Consider the following 20,014-nt stretch of genomic DNA (forward strand, 5'->3'; position numbering starts at 1 on the left):
CGGGAAGTCCGTCGCGGCCGTGGAGTCCGTCGCGCGAGGCCGGGCGGTCGTGACCGCCACCGCGCCGTTCACGGTGACACCTCGACGGGCTCGCCGTCGGGGCCGGCGTCCTGCGGGTAGGTCCCGTTCGCGTACGGGTTGTCGTCGTTGGTGTAGATGTCCTCAGGAGAGAACTGGCCCTCCTCGAGCTCGCCCTCGCGGACGAGCCAGTCGATCCAGGTCGAGATCTCCTCCTCGACGATCACACCGCCCGGGGCCGTGATGCTCGCGGACTTCCAGTAAGGGACCAGGTCGGTGGTCTCACCGCGCCCGCGCCCCTCGATGATGGACGTGAACCGGGCACGGACCTCCTCGACCGGGGTGACCTGCGACCACCGGATGGCCCGCGCAGTGCCCTGGACGAAGTCCTCGACCACCTCGGGGTTCTGCGCGATGTACTCGTCGCGGAAGATGTACGTGCCGTAGCTGAAGTCGCCGAACAGCGAGAGCTCGCTGAACAGCGGCGTGATCCCGCCGCGTTCGAGCGCCTTGTCCTGGAAGACGCGGGACAGTGCGACGACGTCGACCTGCCCCTCACGCAGCACCTGCTCGGCGTTGACGGGCGGGACCACGATGAGCTCGACCTGGTCGATCTCGTCCGCGGTCAGCCCGCCCCGCGTGAGCCACTCGCGGATGACGAACTCGCTCTGCGCTCCCAGCGTGTTGACGCCGATCGACTTGCCGATCAGGTCCTTGGGCTCGGTCAGCGGGCTCCCCTCGAGCGTGTAGAAGCCGCCGTACGAGAGCTCGTCCGAGCCGTAGTAGGAGATGACCGACGTGATGGGCGAGCCCGAGGCCTTGAGCTTGACGATCGCCCCGTTGAACGCACCACCGAAGTCGGTCGAGCCCGTCGCGGCGGCCTGGATGCTCTGCGGGCCACCCGTCGAGTCGCCGACCCACTCGAGCTCGACCTTCTCGTAGTAGCCGAGGTCCGCCGCGAGCTCGGGGAACGTCACCTGGCCGACCGAGCCGTCGTAGCGCAGGACGGTCCGGCCCGACTCGCCGACGACGGCCTCCTCGGCGCTCGCAGCCGAGCAGGCCACGAGCGCCGTCGCGAGGCCGACGGTCACGGCGGCCCGCAGGGTGGTGCGAGCGAGCCGACGGGCATGGGGTCTGAGGGTGCGGGGCATGGGAGCTCCAGGGATTCGGGTACGGGAGCCGACCGGTCGTGGGTACGCCGGCGGCAGGGAGGGAAGCGAGACGCTCGGTGCGTGAGGCCGCGTGCGGGGGCGAGAGGCCTGCAGCGGCACGGCGTGAGCGGGATGGTGAAGGTGCGAGGTGCGCGGATCAACCGGTCGTCAGCGCGAGCTGCGGCCGGGCCGGGGCGGGGCTATCGACAGAGACTGCCCGCGACGAGACGCAGGTCGACGGCGCGGCGCACCACGAGGCGCACCGGTGTCCCGGGGTGCTCGTGGGCCCTGACGTCGAAGCGCATGGCGGTGATCCTGTCGGTCCGCGCGGGCAGGACACAAGCCCCCATCCGGTCTCCGAGACGATGTTTCGCCCGGTTTCTCCCGGTAAACCATGCCCGACGGCGGCCCGCGCCGCGGCAGGACGGGTCAGGGACGGGGAGTATCTCGGGTCGTGCGGGCGATCGGCCGCGGCTCACGCGAGCGACCTGACCCCCTCGATCGTGTCGACCTCGGCCGCGGTCTTGTCGTCGCGGTAGCGCAGCACGCGCGCGAACCGCAGCGCGAGCCCGCCCGGGTAGCGCGTGGAGCGCTGGAGCCCGTCGAACGCGATCTCGACGACCTGCTCGGGCCGCAGGGTCACGGTCCAGCCGTCGTCGGCGACCTCGAGCTCGCGGAAGCGCTCGGTCTGCCACGCGAGCATCTCGTCGGTCATGCCCTTGAACGTCTAGCCGAGCATCACGAACCCGCCCGTCTCGGGATCGCGCGCGCCCAGGTGGATGTTGGACAGCAGGCCCGTCCGGCGCCCCGACCCGCGTTCGACCGCGAGCACCACGAGGTCGAGCGTGTGCCGCGGCTTGATCTTGATCCACCCGGCGCCGCGCCGTCCGGCCGCGTAGGGAGCGTCGAGCGACTTCACGACGACGCCCTCGTCGCCCTCGCGCACCGTCTCGAGGAAGTACTGGGTCGCCGCGCCGGGGGAGGAGGTCGTCAGACGCCGGACCCTGAAGGAGTCTGCGACGCGGTCCAGCACGACGAGCCGCTCACGCAGTGGGGCGTCGATCAGGTCGCGACCGTCCGCGTGGAGCACGTCGAAGAAGTACGGGCGCAGCGCGAGCGCCCCGGCCAGCGTGGCAGCCTCGGCCTCGCCGTCCGGAGCACCGGGGGCGTCGCGCGTGGCCGAGCGGGCGGCCGTCTCCTGGAAGGGCCTGGCCACCCCGTCCGGCCCGACGACGAGGGCCTCGCCGTCCAGCACGAACCGCTCCGAGGCCAGGGAGCGGGCGTCCGAGACGATCTCGGGGACGCGTGAGGTGATGTCGTCGAGCGAGCGCGTGAATACCCGCACCTGGTCGCCGTCGCGATGGACCTGGATGCGGATGCCGTCGAGCTTGACGTCGACCGACACCTGGTGCGCCCGGTCGTCGGACTCGGCCGAGACACCGAGCTTGTCGAACGCCGCCGCGACGTCGGGGGCCGACTGCGCGAGCATCGGTCGCACGGGGCGCCCCACCTCGAGGCCGAACCCTGCCAGCGCGGTGAGCGCCGCCGTCGGGCCGGCTGCCTCGAGCGCCGCCCGCGCGACCGGGCCCGACGCCCCGCGCAGCATGGCCGCGCGGCGCACCGCGTCGAGCGGGATCCCTGCGGCCTCGGCGACCGCGTCGACGACCAGCGCGTCGAGCGCTCCTTGCCGCAGGTCGCCCGCGACCAGCCCGCGCAGGAACGACTGCTCACGCTCGGTGGCGGCGGCGAACACCGCCGAGGCCGCCGCGGACCGGGCCGTGTCGGAACCCGGCCCCGCGAGTCCGGCCATGTGCTCGAAGGCCGCGTCGACGGCCTGGACGGTCAGCGTCGGCGTCGCGGCGGGTGGAGGGAGCGCACGCAACGAGGCCCAGCCGAGCCCCGTGCGACGCTGGCGCAGCTCGCCCGCGAGGTAGGACACGACGATCTCGACGTCCTCCCCTGCGCTGCCCTCGGGTGCGCCCGGCCCCTCGGCCACCGCTGCGTCCCGGGCGGCACGGCGCAGCAGGTCGGCGATCGCTGCGCGCTTGGCGAGGCGCGAGCGGGTCGCGGCGACGGCGTCGGACGTGGCGGCGACCTCGGCGAGCAGCATGTCTCATCCTCCCGCCGCTCCCGCGGCCCCGCGCGGGGTGCTGCGACAAACCCGCGGTGGGAGTCTGCGCCGGGCGACGGCGCGACCACCTGGCTACGCTGGCGGACGACCGTCGACGAAGGAGTGGGACGTGGAGATCGCGGGCAAGGTCGCGCTGGTGACCGGAGGGGCCTCGGGCCTGGGCCGGGCGACCGTCGAGGAGCTGGCCGGCGCCGGGGCGCGGGTCGTGGTCGCGGACCTGCCGGGCTCGCCCGGTCAGGCGCTCGCGGACTCCCTGGGCGACGCGGTGCGGTTCGTGCCGACCGACGTCACGAGCGAGGACGACGTGTCCCGGGCCCTCGACGCGGCTGCGGACCTGGGCGGGCTGCACGTCGCGGTGAGCTGCGCGGGGATCGTGCTCGCGCGGCGCGTGCTCGGCAGGAACGGGGTGCACGACCTGGCGTCGTTCGCGAAGGTCGTGAGCGTGAACCTCGTCGGGACGTTCAACGTCTCGCGGCTCGCGGCCGAGCGCATGGTCGCGCTGGACGGGGCGGTGGGCGCGGACGGCGCAGACGGTGCGGCGGCCGGTGCCCCGGGGGACATCGGGGTCCCCGAGGAGCGCGGCGTGATCGTGAACACCGCGTCGGTCGCGGCGTTCGACGGTCAGGTGGGCCAGGCCGCGTACGCGGCCTCGAAGGGCGGGGTCGCGGCCATGACGCTGCCGCTCGCGCGCGACCTCGCGGACCTGCGCATCCGTGTCATGACGATCGCGCCGGGCATCTTCAGCACGCCCATGATGGCGTCGTTGCCCGCGGAGGCCCAGGAGTCTCTCGCGGCCCAGGTGCCGCACCCGCGGCGGCTCGGGCGCCCGGAGGAGTTCGCGCGCCTGGTCCGCGCGATCGTCGAGAACCCCATGCTCAACGGTGAGGTGATCCGCCTCGACGGCGGCATCCGGATGGCGCCGCGCTGACCCGCCGGGGTGCCGGCCCGCGAGGTAGAACCGTCTGCGCGAGGTAGTGCCCGCCGCGTCCTACCTCGCGCAGACGGTTCTACCTCGACACCGGGAACCTCCCGGTCGAGCGCGCGCCCGACGACGCCCCTCACCTCCGATGTCCGTTTCGGCAGGGTTCGGGGCGCAATCTCTACTGATTCGGTCCAGAATGCGGACTGTTCGCCGAAGTCGTTGACACTCCCCGGACCCGGGCATACATTCCGGGCCATCGGCAGACGCCACCGTCCGCCGCACCGAAGCGCCTCAGCACCCGAAGCACCGCCGACCCGAGGAGGACCCGTGGACATCCGCGACACGCTCGTCCTCACGCCTGTCGCGTCGGCACGGGGAGCCGTGGCTCCCACCCGTCGAATGTGTTGTTCCCCCGGGCGTCCCGTCGTCCCGGGCCGCGTCTGTTGTTGAGCCTGCGCTCCTCCTGACGCCTCCCGAGCCGAGCCGGCTCGCCCCTGAACCGCCCCGCCCGTGACGCGGTCGCCGCGGCCTGCCGGAACACCGGCCGGCCCCGGTCACCCGTCGCCCGGCCCGGCGGTCCACCCCGCTGCACCCCCACCTGCACCCCGCAGTGCTCGCGACCCGCCGCGGCCTTCCGCCGATCCCTGCGACAGCGGCCGAGCGACCCCGCACCCGACCTCCCGGAGTGGAACGACCCATGCCTGACTCGAACCTGACCCCGCTGTTCACCCCCGCCTCCTCGTCCGCCGAGCAGCAGGACGACCGCGCGACCGACCCGTCGCTCGACGCGCTCGACGACCTGCTCGACGGGCCGCCCCGCCGCTCGGCCCACCTGGGTGTCGACCTGTCCGACGCCGGAGCACGAGCGGGTGCGTGGCGCGCGGTCGGGTCCGAGTCGCCCCGCCTGTTCGACGGCCAGCGCCTCCAGGAGCTCGTCGCCACGGCCCAGCGCGGCGTGCTCGACTTCGCGCTGTTCGACGACACGTTCTCGCTCCAGCCGACGCGCAACACGACGCTGCGCGGACGCCTCGACGCGGCCCTCGTGGCCTCGCGCCTCGCACCGCGCTCGGCGGGGATCGGGCTCGTCGCGACGGTCGACACCACGCACACCGAGCCGTTCCACGTGTCCAAGGCGATCGCGACCGTCGACCACGTGAGCGCAGGCCGCGCCGCCTGGCAGGTGGGCTGGTCGACGACCGAGTCCGGCGCCGCGCTGTTCGGGCGCAAGGGCGCCCAGGACACCGCCGACGCGGTCGCCGAGGCCGAGGAGGCCATCGAGGTCGTCAGCCGGCTGTGGGACAGCTGGGAGGACGACGCCGAGATCCGTGACGTCGCCTCGGGCCGCTTCGTCGACCGCGACAAGCTCCACTACGTCGACTACGACGGCGTCCGGTTCGCCGTGAAGGGCCCGTCGATCACGCCCCGCTCGCCCCAGGCGCAGCCCCCGGTCGTCGTGCGCGGGGACTCCGCGGAGGCGCTGGCCCTCGCAGGTCGTCGCGCCGACGTCGTGCGGGTGCGGGCCACGACGCTCGACGGCGCCCGGGCGCTGCGCGACCAGGTGCGTGCTGCGGCCGCCGAGGCAGGCCGCAACCCCGACGACCTGCGCGTGCTCGTCGACGTCTACGCCGTGATCGGCCAGGACCGGGCCAGCGCCCAGGCACGCCTCGACCTCCTCGAGGGGCTCGAGGGGATCACGTGGGACACCGGGTCGCTCACGCACGTGGGCACGGCCCGCGACCTCGCCGAGGTCGTCGAGGAGTGGGTCGAGGCCGGGGCGGCCGACGGGTTCACGATCCGCCCCTCGTCGCTCCGCACCGACCTCGACGCCCTGGTCGACGACGTCGTCCCGCTCCTCCAGGAGGCCGGCGTCTTCCGCTCGACCTACCCGGGCTCGACCCTGCGGGACACCCTGGGGCTCGCCCGCCCCGCCAACCGCTACGCCGCCGCGATCGCCTGAGGACCCGCCACCATGACGCACCCCACCCCTGCCTCGACGGCCCGCTCGCGCGACGGTCGTCCCCGCAAGCAGATCCACCTGGGCGCCCACTTCCCGGGCGTCAACAACACGACCGTGTGGAGCGACCCCGCCTCCCGCAGCCAGATCGAGTTCAGCTCGTTCGAGCACCTCGCCCGCCGGGCGGAGGAGGCCAAGCTCGACTTCTTCTTCCTCGCCGAGGGCCTGCGCCTGCGCGAGCACAAGGGCCAGATCCACGACCTCGACGTCGTGGGCCGCCCCGACACGCTCCCCGTGCTCGCGGCCCTCGCCGCGGTCACCGACCGCCTGGGCCTCGCGGGCACGGTCAACACGACCTTCAACGAGCCCTACGAGCTGGCGCGCCAGTTCGCGAGCCTCGATATCCTGTCGGGAGGCCGCGCGGCCTGGAACCTCGTCACGAGCCCCGACGCGTTCACGGGCGCGAACTTCCGCCGCGGCGGGTTCCTGCCCTACGAGGAGCGGTACGAGCGCGCGGGCGAGCTCGTGGCCCTGGCCCGGCAGCTCTGGGACTCGTGGGACGACGACGCGGTGATCGATCTCGTCGACGGCCAGGACGACGGCGCGGTCGACGTCCTCGCCCCCGGGGGCCTCGTGAGGCCCGGTGGAGTGCGACCGTTCGCGCACCGCGGCAAGCACTTCGACGTGTCGGGCCGGTTCGAGACCCCGCGTGGGCCCCAGGGGCACCCGGTCCTGTTCCAGGCGGGCGACTCGGCCGACGGCCGCGACTTCGCGGCCGCGACGGCCGACGTCGTCTTCTCGGCGCACTCGGCGTTCGAGGACGGCCAGGCGTTCTACGCCGACGTGAAGTCGCGCCTCGCGGCGCACGGCCGCGACCGCGACTCGCTCAAGATCCTCCCGGCGACGGTCGTCGTCCTGGGGGACACGGCCGACGAGGCCGCCGAGCGTGCGCGCGAGATCCGCCTCCAGCAGGTGCCGGGCAGGACCGCGATCGCGTTCCTCGAGCAGGTCTGGGGGCGCGACCTCACGGCCTACGACCCCGAGGGTCCGCTGCCCGACGTCGAGCCCGACCTCGAGCACCTCAGCATCACGCGGGGCCGGGTCCGGCACGTCAAGGATCCAGGTCCCGTGGTCCGCGCCTGGCGCGAGAAGGCCGCGGCCAACGGCTGGTCCATCCGCGACCTCGTGATCGACGTGACGAGCCGGGGTGGGTTCGTCGGCACGGCCCAGCAGGTCGCGGACGACATCGACCGGCACGTCCAGGAGGACGCGTCGGACGGCTTCATCCTCGTGCCGCACCTGACCCCGGCGGGGCTCGACGACGTGTTCGACCAGGTCGTGCCGCTGCTCCAGGAGCGCGGCTCGTTCCGCACCGAGTACACGGGCACCACGCTGCGCGACCACCTCGGCCTCTCGCGCCCCGAGGTCGGAGCCGGCCCTGCCCCCGTAGGCGACACGGTCGCGGCCGGGGCGAGCAGCTCGACCCGCCTGAGCTGACCCCCGCAGCACCCGACCGTCCGACCACCAGTCCTGAAGGAGCATCATGACGACGAGCACCACCACCCCGACCGACGTCGCCACGCGCGGGCGCCACGCCGCGGCGTCCGCCCCGACGGGCACGTCGACCGGCAACCCGGACGGCGCGGCCGCGTGGGCCGCCTGGCACGCCGAGCGCGAGCGGTCGCTGCGCGAGCCGCACGGCTGGCTCACGCTCACCGCGCTGCACTGGGTCCCGGAGTCCCCGGCGACGTTCGCGGGCCTGCCCGGTCAGTGGTGGTCGGACGCCGAGGGCGTGCACCTGCGTGCGGCCGCGGCCGACGCGATCGTCCCGGCCGGCAGCCAGGACGCGCTGCGCGGCACCCACGTCCAGGACGTCGCGGAGGGCGCGTCGCGCATCGTCGCGACCTTCGTGCCCGACGGCGCCGACCCGGCCTCCGCGGTCGCGGTCGAGCTCGTGCGGCGCACCGGGCGCTACGGGCTGCGCGTGCGCGACCCGAGGGCCCGCGCCCGGGTCGCGTTCGAGGGCGTGCCGACGTTCTCCTACGACCCGGCCTGGGTCCTCGACGCGCCCGTCCGCTGGTACGACGAGCCCGTCGCCGAGGTCGTGGGCGGCGCGCAGCCGGGGCTCGAGCACCACGTCCAGGTCGTGGGCGAGGTCGACGTGGTCCGCGACGGCGTCACGACGACGCTCCGGCTCACGGGCAAGCCCGGCGGCGGTGCCACGCTGCTGTTCACCGACCCGGCCCCCGGCGTCGCGGACTGGCGGATCCTGTTCGTCGACCGTGACGCGGCGGGCGGAGGAGCCGACGAGGACGAGGCAGGAGAAGGCGTCCGCAGCGACGGGCAGCCCGGCCCGACGCTGCGCCTCGACCTGAACCGCACGCTCAACCTGCCCTACGCCTTCAGCGACTTCGGCACGTGCCCGCAGCCCGTCGCGGGCAACGTCCTGCCGTTCTCGGTCGAGGCGGGGGAGAAGGTCCCCCGATGAGCGCGCCCACCACGACACGGGCCGCCACGACACGGGCCGCCACGACCGGGCCGGTCGTCGCGCCGTCGGTCCTCCCGTCCGTCGAGGTCCGGTCGGTGACCCTGCACGACCCGCTCGTGCGCCCGCTCCTCGACGAGCTCGCCCACGAGTACGCCACGCGCTACCGCAGCATCCTCGACGCGGACGAGCTGCGGGCCGAGATGGAGCACTACCCGGCAGCCGACTTCGCGGCGCCCGACGGCGAGCTCGTCCTGCTCCTCGCGGACGGCGAGCCGGTCGCGGGAGGTGCGTTCCGGCGTCGGGCAGAGCCAGAGCTCGGAGAGCCCGCGCGCCGGACCCGGCCCGGGGACGGGCGGTCCGCCCTGCGTGACGACCCCCGCCCGGACGCTCACGAGACGCACAGCGAGGACGGCACGCCCCTCGTCGCGACGGCCGAGCTCAAGCGCATCTGGACCCACTCGGCCCACCGGCGCCGCGGGCTCGCGCGCCAGGTCCTCGTCGAGCTCGAGGACCGCGCTGCCGAGCGCGGCTACGCGCGGATCTACCTGACGACCGGCCCTCGCCAGCCCGAGGCCGCCGGGCTCTACCTGAGCGCGGGCTACACCCCGCTGTTCGACGTGAGCCGGGACCCCGAGGACGTCGGGCCCCTGGCGTTCGAGAAGTGGCTCTGTCCGCACGTGTCAGCACCGGCGTGACCTCGACGTCCCGCTCGCTCTGACACGGCACGACCTGGCCCCGGCTCCCGCCGCGGCGCCCTCGCCCGACCCCTTCTCACCCGCCCGAGGTCCCCATGAGCACCCTGTCCCTGCCACAGGACGAGTCACGCCAGCTCGTCCCACCCCCCGGAGCACTGCCCGACCCGCCGGGCGCGACCACGCTCGCGCCCGCCACCCCGACGACGACCAGCACGACCAGCACGACCGACGTGTCGCCCACGCGCTGGGAGGACCTCAAGGTCGTCCCCGCGCGGCACCCGGGCCGGTGGATCGCCACCGCGGGCGTCGCGGTCCTCCTCGCGATGGTCGTGAGCTCGCTCGTGACCAACCCCAAGTGGGAGTGGTCGATCGTCGCGCAGTACCTGACGTGGCCCTCGGTCCTCAACGGCCTGTGGGGCACCATCCGGCTCACCGCGGTCGCCGCCGTGGTCGGGTTCGGCCTCGGCACGATCCTCGCGCTCATGCGCCTGTCGAGGTCGCCCCTGCTCCAGGCCGTGTCGTCCGCGTACACGTGGGTGTTCCGCTCGGTGCCGCTGATCCTGCAGCTCCTGCTCTGGTACAACCTGGCCTATCTCTACCCGACGCTCTCGCTGGGCATCCCGTTCGGCCCCGGCTTCCTCGAGTTCGGGACCCTCGACGTGATCGACAAGTTCGGTGCCGCGATCCTGGGCCTGGGTCTCTCGCAGGCCGCCTACTCCTCGGAGATCGTCCGGGCCGGGATCCTCTCGGTCGACCAGGGCCAGCACGAGGCCGCGGCCTCGCTCGGGATCCCGCGCTCGCGCCAGACGCTGCGCATCGTGCTCCCGCAGGCCATGCGGACCATCGTGCCGACGTCGGTCAACGAGATCATCGGCCTCGTCAAGGGCACCTCGGTCGTGTACGTCCTCGCGTACGGCGAGCTGTTCTACACGATCGGCGTGATCTACGGCCGCAACCAGCGCGTCGTCCCGCTGCTCATGGTCGCGGCGATCTGGTACCTCGTCATCACGACCGTGCTGACGATCGCGCAGTACTACGTCGAGCGGCACTACGCCAAGGGCGCGGTGCGCACCCTGCCCCCGACGCCGGTCCAGCGGGTCCGCTGGACGCTCCAGGTCGCGTGGTCGCGCGTCACCGGGCGCCCCGCACCCGCCCACCTGCCCCCTGCCTACGCCGCGCGCGCCGCGGTCGGCCGCAGCCACCTGCTGCGCACGGGGACGAGCGACCGCACCACCGGAGGTGCCGCATGACCGCCACGACCACCGCTGCGGCCGCCTCGACCGCGGCCGCCTCGACCGCGGCCGGCTCCACGACCGCCTCCCCGGCCACGGGCCTCGTCGAGGTCCGCGGGGTCCACAAGTCCTACGGCACGCTCGAGGTGCTCGCGGGCATCGACCTCGAGGTCCGCCCGGGCGAGGTCACCGTGATCCTGGGCCCGTCGGGCTCGGGCAAGTCGACGCTCCTGCGCGTCATCAACCACCTCGAGAAGGTGGACCGCGGCTTCATCGCGGTCGACGGCGACCTCATCGGCTACTCCCGCAAGGGCGACACCCTGCGCGAGCTCAAGGAGAAGGAGATCCTGGTCCAGCGGACCCGGATCGGGTTCGTGTTCCAGAGCTTCAACCTCTTCCCGCACCTCACGGCCCTCGAGAACGTCGTCGAGGCACCGGTCTCCGCCCAGGGCAGGGACCGGTCCGAGGTCGAGGCCGAGGGGCGCGAGCTCCTGGCCCGCGTGGGTCTCGCCGACAAGGCCGACGCCCGTCCCCGGCAGCTCTCGGGCGGGCAGCAGCAGCGCGTCGCGATCGCCCGCGCGCTCGCCATGCGTCCCCGCGTCCTGCTCTTCGACGAGCCGACCTCTGCGCTCGACCCCGAGCTCGTCGGCGAGGTGCTCGACGTCATCAAGGGCCTCGCGCACGGCGGCACGACCCTGGTCGTCGTCACGCACGAGATCGGCTTCGCCCGCGAGGTCGCGGACACGGTCGTCTTCATGGACGCCGGCCGCATCGTCGAGCAGGGCCCGCCCGCGCAGGTCCTCGACGCCCCCCGCCACGACCGGACCAAGGCCTTCCTCGACAAGGTCCTGTGACGCCCGGAGCCCGGCACACCGATCGCCCGGGCCGCGTCACCCCACTGCACGTCCACCCACACCGAAAGAGAACATGATGTCCCTCCGTACCTCCGGCGCGCCCCGCGCCTCCCGCCGCCCCTCCCGCCGGACGGTCGCCGCCGTCGCGACCCTCCCGCTCCTCGCGCTGCTCGCGGCGTGCGCCACGAGCGCCGACGCCGAGCCCGGCACGGCCGACAACGAGAAGGCCGCGGAGGCCGCCGGCCTCGTCATCGACACCTCGCCCGACCAGGAGTGGATCCACACGACCGAGTCGCCCGAGGCCATCGCCCTCCTGCCCGAGGACGTCAAGGCCGCGGGGGTCCTCAAGGTCTCGACGACCGCGGGCGGACTGCCTCCGCTCGGCTTCCTCGCGGACGACGACAAGACGCCCATCGGCAACGAACCCAACATCGCGGTCCTCGTCGCGGACGCGCTCGGCCTCGAGCTCGAGCTCGAGGTCAAGGCGTGGGCTGACTGGCCGCTCGCGCTGCAGTCCGGGGACGTCGACGCCGTGATCTCGAACGTCACGGTGACCGAGGAGCGCAAGGAGCTCTACGACTTCTCGTCCTACCGCAACGACCAGCTCGGCTGGCTCGCGGGTGCGTCCAACGACAAGGTGCCTGCGATCAAGGAGGCCAAGGACATCGCGGGCCTCACCGTGGGCGTCGGTTCGGGGACCAACCAGGAGAAGATCCTCCTCGCCTGGAACCAGGAGAACATCGACGCGGGGCTCGAGCCCATCAAGGGTGGCGAGCCCGAGTACTACGAGGACTACAAGGACGCGCTGCTCGCGGTCGCGTCGGGCAGGCTCGACCTCTACGTCGGCCCCAACGCGAGCCTCGCCTACAGCGCCGCGACCGCGCCCGACCAGTACAAGGTGGTCGGCACGCTGAACGGCGGCTGGCCCGCGACCGCGCAGATCGCCGTCGCGACGCTCAAGGGCAGCGAGCTCGCCCCGGCCGTGACCGCGGCGATCAACCACGCGATCGAGGACGGCAGCTACACCGAGCTCCTCGAGCACTGGGGTCTCGAGGACGAGGCGATCCCCGCCTCCGAGACCAACCCTCCCGGGCTGCCCAAGCCCTGACCCGGACGGCCGACCGGCCCGCGTAATCCTCCTGGGACCCGCGGGCCGGCGGCACCAGACCTACTGATCGAGAGGCAGCCAGATGACCGAGCACGTGTCGCACGTCGTCGTCGGTGGAGGCGTCATGGGCTCGGCCGCGGCGTGGCAGCTCGCGCGCGCGGGGCACGACGTCGTCCTGCTCGAGCGCTTCGAGCCAGGCCACGCGCACGGTGCCTCGCACGGGGCGTCGCGCATCTACCGGACCACGTACACCCAGCCCGCGTACCTCGATCTCGCGCAGGAGGCGTTCGGCCTGTGGCGCGAGCTCGAGCGCGACGCAGGGCTCCCCGCCGACGCGGTCCTCACCCTGACGGGCGGCGTGAGCCACGGCTTCCCGCGCCGCACCGAGATCGGTGACGCGTTCGTCGCGCGGGGCGTCCCGCACGAGTGGCTGCGCCCCGAGGAGGCTGCCGAGCGCTGGCCCGGCCTGCGCTTCGAGGGCGACGTGCTCCACGAGACCGCGACGGCGGGGCGTGTCCACGCCGACCGCGCGGTCGCCGCCTTCCAGGCTGCGGCGCGCTCGCACGGCGCCGACGTGCGCCACGGCGTGCACGTGCGCCACGTCCACCCGGGTGCGGGCTCGGTCCGGGTCGTCACCGACCGGTACGACCTGGTCGCGGACACGGTCGTGGTCGCGGTGGGCGCGTGGAGCGCGGGCCTGCTGGGTGCGGCCTTCACGGTGCCCGACGGTGGCGCGCCCGTCCCGCCCCTCGTCGTCACCCAGGAGCAGCCCGCGCACTTCGCGCTCGCCCCGGGAGCACCGGCGGAGGACACCTGGCCCAGCTTCACGCACGCCCCTGCCGAGCCGCACCCGTGGCCCAGCGGGGTCTACGGGCTCGCGACCCCGGGAGAGGGGATCAAGGTCGGCTTCCACGGGGTCGGGCCGCGCACCGATCCCGACCGGCGGACCTACCGTCCCGAGCCCGGGCAGCTCGCACAGCTCCAGGACTACGTCAGGGCGTGGGTCCCGGGGGCCGACGCCGACCGGCTCGTGCCGATCTCCTGCACGTACACCACGACACCGGACCACGACTTCGTGCTCGACCGCGTGGGCCGTGTCGTGATCGCCGCCGGGTTCTCGGGCCACGGCTTCAAGTTCGCGCCGTCGATCGGCCGGGTCCTGGCGGAGCTGGCTCGCGAGGAGCCGGCCGCCCAGCCCGTCGCCGCGGACCGGTTGTTCTCGCTGGCCCGGTTCGCGGGGGTGCCGGCGGGCTGACGCGGCCGGTCCGCATCCTTCTGCCCGGCCCCGCACCCGCACCCGCACCCGCACCCGCACCCGCGCCCCCGCCCGCACGACCGAAAGGCCAGCATGTCGACCATCACCACGGCCTCGCCCCTGACCGAGCGCTATGGCGCCCACCAGCCCGACGACGTCGCCCCGCTCACCGACGCGATCGCCGGCATCCTGCGGCACCGTACGGTCCGGGCCTACCTCACCGACCCGCTCGACGACACGGTCCTGCCGACCCTGGTCGCCGCCGCGCAGTCCGCGCCGACCTCGTCCAACATGCAGTTCTGGAGCGTCGTCGCGGTGACCGACCCGGCCCGCAAGGACCGGCTCGCGGCGCTCGCCGGAGGGCAGGCGCACGTCCGCCAGGCTCCGCTGCTGCTCGTGTGGGTCGCGGACCTGGCCCGCGCCCGGGCGATCGGGGCGGCCGACGGCACGCACCTGGCGGGCGCCGACTACCTCGACTCGACGGTCGTCGCGTTCGTCGACGCGGCGCTCGCCGCGCAGAACGCGGTCGTGGCCGCCGAGTCGCTGGGGCTCGGGACCGTCTACATCGGCGCGCTGCGCCACCACCCCGAGCAGGTCGCGGCCGAGCTGGGCCTGCCCGAGGGCACGGTCGCGGTCGTCGGCCTCGTCGTCGGGCATCCCGACCCCGCAGGCGGCGAACGGGTCAAGCCACGGCTTCCCCAGGCCGCGGTGCTGCACCACGAGACCTACGACCTGGCCGTCCAGGCGCCGTACGTCGACGCGTACGAGGACCTCATCGCGCCCTTCTACCGCGAGGAGGGGCTCGCGCAGAGCTGGCGCCGCCGCGTGGTCGACCGGCTCGCGGTCCCCGGACCCGAGCGCGGCCACGCGCACCTGCACTCGGCGCTCGCAGCGCGCGGGCTGCCCTCGCGCTGACCGGCGGACCGCCCGCCCGACCCCCTGCTCGACCAGGACACCCCCACGACCACCGAGGAACCCCGATGACCGTCTCCGACCAGCCGACCACCCCGCAGACCCCGCACCCGACCCGGGTCCCGCTGTCGATCCTCGACCTCGCGGTCGTGAGCGAGGGCTCGACCGGAGCCCAGGCCCTGCGCGACACCCTCGACACCGCGGTCCGTGCCGACGAGCTGGGCTACCGCCGCATCTGGTTCGCCGAGCACCACCTGTCCCCGGGCGTCGCCTCGGCGTCCCCCGCGGTCCTCGCGGCCCTCGTCGCCGAGCGCACGGCGCGCATCCGCGTGGGGTCGGGCGCCGTGCTGCTGAGCACCACGAGCCCGCTCCTCGCAGCCGAGCAGTTCGGGACCATCGCGGCCCTGCACCCGGGCCGGGTCGACCTGGGACTGGGCCGGGCCTTCACCCCGCCCCCCGCGAAGAGCGAGGCGAGCACGGGAGCCGAGGCTCCGTCGTCGGGCACGCAGGCGACGGCGGCGGGCGAGCCCGAGCCCGCGCCCGCCCCCGCGCAGCCCGCCGGGACGCGCGTGGTCGACGGTCTCCTGATCCCCGCCGCACCCGGCGTCGCCTTCACCGACACCGCGCTGCGCCAGCGGCTGCTCGCCCAGAAGGAGGTGGTCGGTGCGAGCCGGACGCCCGCGGAGTTCCGCGACGAGCTCGAGCTGGTCCTGGGCCTGCGTGCGGGGACCTTCACCAACAGCGCGGGCACCGCGTACACGAGCCCGCCCGTCGAGGGCGCGGCGTTCGACCTGTTCGTGCTCGCGTCGAGCGGCGGCGTGAGCGCGCGCGTCGCGGGCGAGCTGGGCCTGCCGCTCGCCGCGAACTACCACGTGGGTCCGTCCGCGACGCTCGACACGATCGCGGCCTACCGTGCGGCGTTCCGGCCGGGCGTGCTCGACCGGCCGTACGTCGTGGTCTCGGCCGACGTCCTGGTCGCGGACACCGACGCCGAGGCCCGCCGGATCGCGGACCCCTTCACGGCCTGGGTCCTGTCGATCCGCCGAGGGGCCGACGGTGCGATCGCCTACCCCGCGCCCGGCACGACGCCCGCGTGGGACGACCTGTCCGACGCCGACCGTGCGGCCGTCCAGGACCGCGTCGACACGCGGTTCGTCGGGTCGTCCGAGACGGTCGTCGAACGCCTCGAGACCCTCGCGCGCGTGACCGTGGCCGACGAGATCGTCGTGACGACGGTCGCGCACGACCCCGCCGACCGGGCCCGGTCGTTCGAGCTGCTCGCGGCTCGCTGGGGCCTGCCGGCGGCGGACGCGGCCGGGCCCGAGGTCGCGGCCGACCGCGAACCAGCCCTCGCGAGGTAGAGGGAACCCGTCGAGGTAGAGGGCTCCAGACCTCTACCTCGACGGGAGGCCTCTACCTCGGCAGCAGCACCACCTGCACCACCCGAACCAGGAGACGACATGACCCAGCACCAGCCCCTGCTCACCCCGGCCACCGACGCGGGCGACCGCGTCGCCGCCGGAGCCTTCCTCGTCGACGTCCGCAGCGCGGGAGGCCGTGCGAGCGCGGGCGCCATCCCGGGTGCCACGGTCACGGACCGCGAGGACCTCGACGCGATCTTCGGCTCGGTCGCGGCGCCCGCGGTCTCGCTCGACACCCCGATCGTCGTGGTCTGCGGCTCCGAGCGCGGTTCGGGCCCCGTCGCCGAGGCCCTCGCCGCTCGCGGCTACACGAACGTCTCGCACGTCGAGGGCGGCTTCCCCGCCTGGCGCGACGCGGGCCTCCCGGCCGAGCCGGGCGCGGGTGCGCAGGACGCGGCGGGCGAGCCGGCGTCGTCGGGCCCGCACGAGCCCGTCCGGCAGCGCGCATGAGCGCGCCCACCACGTCGCGCGCGGGCGTCGGGAACCCGCCCGCCGGCGCTGCTGATCCAGGAGAGTCCTCCCGCCGGGCCCGGCGGGTGCGCGAGGTGGCCGACGGCGTCGCCCGCCTCGTCGAGTCGGCGCGCCGCGACGGTCACGGGGGCAGGGGGCCCGACGGCGCCGCTCGCCCGGACGGGAGCCGTCACGGAGGAGCAGGGTCGCCCGGGGACGGCGCCGGGGTGACCGTCCGGCGCGTGACGCCCGCCGAGCACCAGGCCGTCGCCGACCTGCTCGAAGCGGCGTACGGGTTCGAGTACACGATCTCGGAGTCGTACCGGGACGTGCTGCGAGACGTCGCGAGCCGCGCGGCCGAGCACGACGTGTGGGTCGCGGTCGACGACGAGACCGGAGCGCTGCTCGGGACCGTCGCGACCCCGCCGCCTGGTCGGCACATCTCACCCCTGGCGCTCGACGGCGAGCTGGACTTCCGCCTCCTCGGCGTCGCTCCCGCCGCTCGGGGACGGGGGATCGGGACGACGCTCACGCGGCACGTCCTCGACGTGGCTCGTGCCCAGGGGGCGCAGCGGGTCGTCATGAACTCGGGTCCGCAGATGACCCGGGCGCACCGGCTCTACGAGGCGCTCGGGTTCAGGCGGCTGCCCGAGCGCGAGACCCGCGTGATCGAGGGAGAGGGCGGCGGGCGGCTGCACGCGTACGGCCTGGACCTCCCGCCCGTCGAGGGCCCCGGCCCGCATCCACCCACCGTCCCGCCGAGGTAGTGCGTGCTGCGCGAGGTAGTGCTCGACGCGTTCTACCTCGCGCAGCAGGTTCTACCTCGGCCGACCGCCACTCGCACGAGCACCACCACCCGTACCCGCCGAAGACCCCACCCCACCTGAACCGGAGAAGACCATGCCCGTCGAGTTCCTCGGCATCGCCACCACGAGCGACGCCTCCGAGACCACGTCCCGCACGACCGCACCGTTCGACAAGCAGTACCTGGAGCGCATCGTGCGCGCCCACGAGGACAACGGCTGGACCCGTGTCCTGTTCGCCTACGGGTCGAGCGGACCCGAGCCGTCGGCGCTCGCGGCCTGGACCGCGGCCCGCCTCGACACGGTCGAGCTGCTGCTCGCGCACCGCCCCAACGTCTCCTACCCGACGTTCGCGGCCAAGTCCTTCGCGACCCTCGACCAGCTCTCCGAGGGTCGCCTGTCCGTCCACTTCATCACGGGCGGCAACGACCACGAGCAGCGGCGCGAGGGAGACACCCTGACCAAGGACGAGCGCTACGCCCGCACCCAGGAGTACATCCAGATCGTCAAGAAGGCCTGGTCGAGCGCCGAGCCGTTCGACCACCACGGGAGCTTCTACGACCTCGACGACTTCGTGCTCGACACCAAGCCCTTCGAGGGGCGCACGCCGACCATCTCGTTCGGCGGGTCCTCGGACGCGGCGTTCAAGGTCGGTGCGGCCGAGGCTGACATCTACGCGGTGTGGGGCGAGCCGCTCGACCGCACGGCCGAGCAGATCCAGCGCGTCCGCACCGAGGCCGCGGCTGCCGGGCGCTCCACGCCCCCGCGCATCCACGCCGCGTTCCGCCCGATCCTCGGCGCGACCGAGGAGCTGGCCTGGGAGAAGGCCCACCGCGTGCTCGACCGGATCGAGGAGCGCAAGGCCGCGGCGGGCGGCGTGCTGAGCCGTCGCCACCCGATCGACAAGCCCGAGAACGCGGGCTCGCAGCGCCTCCTGGAGATCGCGGCCCAGGGCGACCGGTTCGACACGGCCCTGTGGACCGCGACGGCCAAGGCCACCGGGGGCGCCGGCAACTCGAACGCTCTCGTCGGGACGCCCGAGACCGTCGCGCAGGCGCTGCTCGCCTACTACGACCTGGGCGTCCGTATCATCTCGGCGCGCGGCTACGACCTGCTCGACGACGCGACCGACTTCGGCCGCTACGTCATCCCGATCGTGCGCGAGGAGGTCGCCAAGCGGGACGCCGAGGCGGCGTCGGCACAGGCGGCCTGAGCCTCCTTCCCCGCGAGGTAGAGGGCTCGCGTCGAGGTAGAGGGCCCGAGCCCTCTACCTCGACGCCCGCCCTCTACCTCGACGCCCGCCGTCTATCGCGGCACACCCCACCCCACCCCCACCAAGGAGCATCCGTGCGTTTCCAGGTCCTCGACATCGTCTTCAACCCGCCCCACCCCGTCACGGGCGAGGCCGTTCCCGCGGCCGAACGACTCGAACGCGTCGTCGAGACCGCGGTCCTGGCCGAGGAGCTCGGCCTCGACGCGTTCGCGGTCGGCGAGCGGCACGCGGGGGACGTGCTGTCGTCGTCGCCCACCGTGATCCTCGGGGCGATCGCCGCGCGCACGTCGCGCATCCTGCTGAGCACGGGCGTGACGGTGCTGTCCCTGCTGGACCCCATCCGCGTCGCGGAGGACTACGCGACGATCGACCAGCTCAGCCGGGGCCGGTTCGAGATGGTCATCGGCAAGGGCAACGAGGCGCTCCAGTACCCGCTGCTGGGCCTCGACATCGACCGGCAGTACGAGTACCTCGAGGAGAACTACGAGCTGCTCCGCCTGCTCCTGAGCGGTGAGGAGGTCGACTGGGAGGGCCGCCACCGCCCCGACCTGCAGGGCGCCACGACCCTGCCCCGCCCGTACGACGGCGCGTTCCGGATCTGGCACGGGTCCGCGACCTCGCGCTTCGCGGTCGAGCTCGCCGCGAGGTGGGGCGACCCGATCGTGAGCGCCAACGCGTTCCAGCCCCGCGAGAACTACCAGGTGCTGATCGACCACTACCGCGAGCAGTACGCGGCCGCGGGCCACGACCCGGCGTACGGGTTCGTCGGCTCCGGCTCGGGCGGGCTGTTCCTCGCGGACACGACCGAGCAGGCGATCGAGGAGTTCCGCCCCATCTACGAGGGAGCCGTCGCGCGCGCAGACCTGCGCAAGCACGACCCGGCCGCGGTCGGCAAGGTCACGAGCTTCCGGACCATCGAGGAGGCCGTCGAGCGCGGCCCGGCCCTCGTGGGCTCGCCCGAGCGCGTCGCCGAGAAGATCCTCGACTACCACCAGAGCTACGGGCACGACCTGCAGTCGGTCTCGATCAACCACCTCCTGGAGCCGGCGCGGCAGGACGACGTGCTGCGCCGGTTCGCGGAGGAGGTCGTGCCGCTCGTCAGGGCCGAGGTCAAGACCGACCTGTGGGGCCCGGCCGACGCCCGCCGGGCCAAGGGGTTCACGGCGGGCTAGCACGGGGCGTCGCCAGGCGATGCCCTACGAGACGCAAGAGGTGCCCGCCCGGACCCCGGTCTCGGCGGGCGCCTCCCGTCTCCCGCGCAGGGCCACGTGGCCGTCCCCGACCCTGGCGGAGCGCTCCCACACGTCCTAGGCTGGAACTGTCCTGCGGGCACGTGCGCTGCGCGCA

The 20,014-nt window shown here is 74.0% G+C and carries 16 protein-coding genes and 1 pseudogene; 15 read left to right on the forward strand and 2 right to left on the reverse strand.

Going from position 1 to position 20,014, the window contains the following annotated elements:
* Positions 1-68: 68 nt before the first annotated feature.
* Both ASE15_RS17500 and ASE15_RS17505 read right to left on the reverse strand, forming a co-directional pair.
* The gene (locus ASE15_RS17500; RefSeq protein ID WP_056764674.1) at positions 69-1,169 is read right to left on the reverse strand and encodes an ABC transporter substrate-binding protein; all 1,101 of its coding nucleotides are present in this window, start codon (positions 1,167-1,169) and stop codon (positions 69-71) included.
* A gap of 475 nt (positions 1,170-1,644) precedes the next feature.
* Positions 1,645-3,279, reverse strand: a pseudogene (locus ASE15_RS17505) (ATP-dependent DNA ligase).
* 130 nt (positions 3,280-3,409) lie between these two features.
* Here ASE15_RS17505 and ASE15_RS17510 point away from each other — a divergent pair.
* The 15 genes from ASE15_RS17510 (at position 3,410) to ASE15_RS17580 (ending at position 19,839) form a co-directional block, all read left to right on the forward strand.
* Positions 3,410-4,228 carry a 3-hydroxyacyl-CoA dehydrogenase gene (locus ASE15_RS17510; RefSeq protein WP_056764676.1) on the forward strand — a complete coding sequence of 273 codons (819 nt, stop codon included), beginning with the start codon at positions 3,410-3,412 and terminating at the stop codon, positions 4,226-4,228.
* A 691-nt stretch (positions 4,229-4,919) separates the two neighbouring features.
* Positions 4,920-6,179: an LLM class flavin-dependent oxidoreductase gene (locus ASE15_RS17515; RefSeq protein WP_082618558.1), complete on the forward strand. Its 1,260-nt coding sequence runs from the start codon at positions 4,920-4,922 to the stop codon at positions 6,177-6,179.
* Between the two features lie 12 nt (positions 6,180-6,191).
* Entirely contained in the window at positions 6,192-7,673 is a 1,482-nt protein-coding gene (locus ASE15_RS17520) for an NtaA/DmoA family FMN-dependent monooxygenase (RefSeq protein ID WP_056764677.1), read from the forward strand.
* 46 nt (positions 7,674-7,719) lie between these two features.
* Complete coding sequence (locus ASE15_RS17525) at positions 7,720-8,664, forward strand: DUF1684 domain-containing protein (RefSeq protein WP_056764679.1); 945 nt, start codon at positions 7,720-7,722, stop codon at positions 8,662-8,664.
* Entirely contained in the window at positions 8,661-9,359 is a 699-nt protein-coding gene (locus ASE15_RS17530; RefSeq protein ID WP_200960571.1) for a GNAT family N-acetyltransferase, read from the forward strand. Before ASE15_RS17525 ends, ASE15_RS17530 begins: the two co-directional genes overlap by 4 nt.
* Positions 9,360-9,454: 95 nt before the next feature.
* Positions 9,455-10,609: an amino acid ABC transporter permease gene (locus ASE15_RS17535; protein ID WP_056764681.1), complete on the forward strand. Its 1,155-nt coding sequence runs from the start codon at positions 9,455-9,457 to the stop codon at positions 10,607-10,609.
* On the forward strand, positions 10,606-11,445 hold the full coding sequence (locus ASE15_RS17540; protein WP_082618559.1) for an amino acid ABC transporter ATP-binding protein: 840 nt from the start codon (positions 10,606-10,608) through the stop codon (positions 11,443-11,445). Before ASE15_RS17535 ends, ASE15_RS17540 begins: the two co-directional genes overlap by 4 nt.
* Before the next feature lie 76 nt (positions 11,446-11,521).
* Positions 11,522-12,553 (forward strand): ABC transporter substrate-binding protein, encoded by a 1,032-nt coding sequence (locus tag ASE15_RS17545; RefSeq protein ID WP_056764814.1) that lies wholly within the window; start codon positions 11,522-11,524, stop codon positions 12,551-12,553.
* 82 nt (positions 12,554-12,635) lie between these two features.
* Positions 12,636-13,808, forward strand: coding sequence for an FAD-dependent oxidoreductase (locus ASE15_RS17550; RefSeq protein ID WP_056764683.1), 1,173 nt, complete (start codon positions 12,636-12,638; stop codon positions 13,806-13,808).
* 93 nt (positions 13,809-13,901) lie between these two features.
* Complete coding sequence (locus ASE15_RS17555) at positions 13,902-14,723, forward strand: NADPH-dependent oxidoreductase (protein WP_056764686.1); 822 nt, start codon at positions 13,902-13,904, stop codon at positions 14,721-14,723.
* Positions 14,724-14,788: 65 nt separating this feature from the next.
* Positions 14,789-16,081, forward strand: coding sequence for an LLM class flavin-dependent oxidoreductase (locus ASE15_RS17560; protein WP_056764688.1), 1,293 nt, complete (start codon positions 14,789-14,791; stop codon positions 16,079-16,081).
* A gap of 99 nt (positions 16,082-16,180) precedes the next feature.
* Entirely contained in the window at positions 16,181-16,591 is a 411-nt protein-coding gene (locus ASE15_RS17565; RefSeq protein ID WP_056764690.1) for a rhodanese-like domain-containing protein, read from the forward strand.
* Positions 16,588-17,358 carry a GNAT family N-acetyltransferase gene (locus ASE15_RS17570; RefSeq protein ID WP_082618560.1) on the forward strand — a complete coding sequence of 257 codons (771 nt, stop codon included), beginning with the start codon at positions 16,588-16,590 and terminating at the stop codon, positions 17,356-17,358. Before ASE15_RS17565 ends, ASE15_RS17570 begins: the two co-directional genes overlap by 4 nt.
* Positions 17,359-17,491: 133 nt before the next feature.
* Positions 17,492-18,607, forward strand: coding sequence for an LLM class flavin-dependent oxidoreductase (locus ASE15_RS17575; RefSeq protein WP_056652442.1), 1,116 nt, complete (start codon positions 17,492-17,494; stop codon positions 18,605-18,607).
* 134 nt (positions 18,608-18,741) lie between these two features.
* Positions 18,742-19,839, forward strand: coding sequence for an LLM class flavin-dependent oxidoreductase (locus ASE15_RS17580; RefSeq protein ID WP_056652438.1), 1,098 nt, complete (start codon positions 18,742-18,744; stop codon positions 19,837-19,839).
* The last annotated feature ends 175 nt before the right edge of the window (positions 19,840-20,014 follow it).

This window comes from Oerskovia sp. Root22, from assembly GCF_001429135.1.
GTDB classification, from domain to species: Bacteria; Actinomycetota; Actinomycetes; order Actinomycetales; family Cellulomonadaceae; genus Oerskovia; species Oerskovia enterophila.

Coding starts and splice junctions, on each gene's coding strand:
- ASE15_RS17500 (WP_056764674.1), bottom strand. CDS start 1,169: ATGCCCCGCACCCTCAGACCCCATGCCCGTCGGCTCGCTCGCACCACC.
- ASE15_RS17515 (WP_082618558.1), top strand. CDS start 4,920: ATGCCTGACTCGAACCTGACCCCGCTGTTCACCCCCGCCTCCTCGTCC.
- ASE15_RS17520 (WP_056764677.1), top strand. CDS start 6,192: ATGACGCACCCCACCCCTGCCTCGACGGCCCGCTCGCGCGACGGTCGT.
- ASE15_RS17525 (WP_056764679.1), top strand. CDS start 7,720: ATGACGACGAGCACCACCACCCCGACCGACGTCGCCACGCGCGGGCGC.
- ASE15_RS17530 (WP_200960571.1), top strand. CDS start 8,661: ATGAGCGCGCCCACCACGACACGGGCCGCCACGACACGGGCCGCCACG.
- ASE15_RS17535 (WP_056764681.1), top strand. CDS start 9,455: ATGAGCACCCTGTCCCTGCCACAGGACGAGTCACGCCAGCTCGTCCCA.
- ASE15_RS17540 (WP_082618559.1), top strand. CDS start 10,606: ATGACCGCCACGACCACCGCTGCGGCCGCCTCGACCGCGGCCGCCTCG.
- ASE15_RS17545 (WP_056764814.1), top strand. CDS start 11,522: ATGTCCCTCCGTACCTCCGGCGCGCCCCGCGCCTCCCGCCGCCCCTCC.
- ASE15_RS17550 (WP_056764683.1), top strand. CDS start 12,636: ATGACCGAGCACGTGTCGCACGTCGTCGTCGGTGGAGGCGTCATGGGC.
- ASE15_RS17555 (WP_056764686.1), top strand. CDS start 13,902: ATGTCGACCATCACCACGGCCTCGCCCCTGACCGAGCGCTATGGCGCC.
- ASE15_RS17560 (WP_056764688.1), top strand. CDS start 14,789: ATGACCGTCTCCGACCAGCCGACCACCCCGCAGACCCCGCACCCGACC.
- ASE15_RS17565 (WP_056764690.1), top strand. CDS start 16,181: ATGACCCAGCACCAGCCCCTGCTCACCCCGGCCACCGACGCGGGCGAC.
- ASE15_RS17570 (WP_082618560.1), top strand. CDS start 16,588: ATGAGCGCGCCCACCACGTCGCGCGCGGGCGTCGGGAACCCGCCCGCC.
- ASE15_RS17575 (WP_056652442.1), top strand. CDS start 17,492: ATGCCCGTCGAGTTCCTCGGCATCGCCACCACGAGCGACGCCTCCGAG.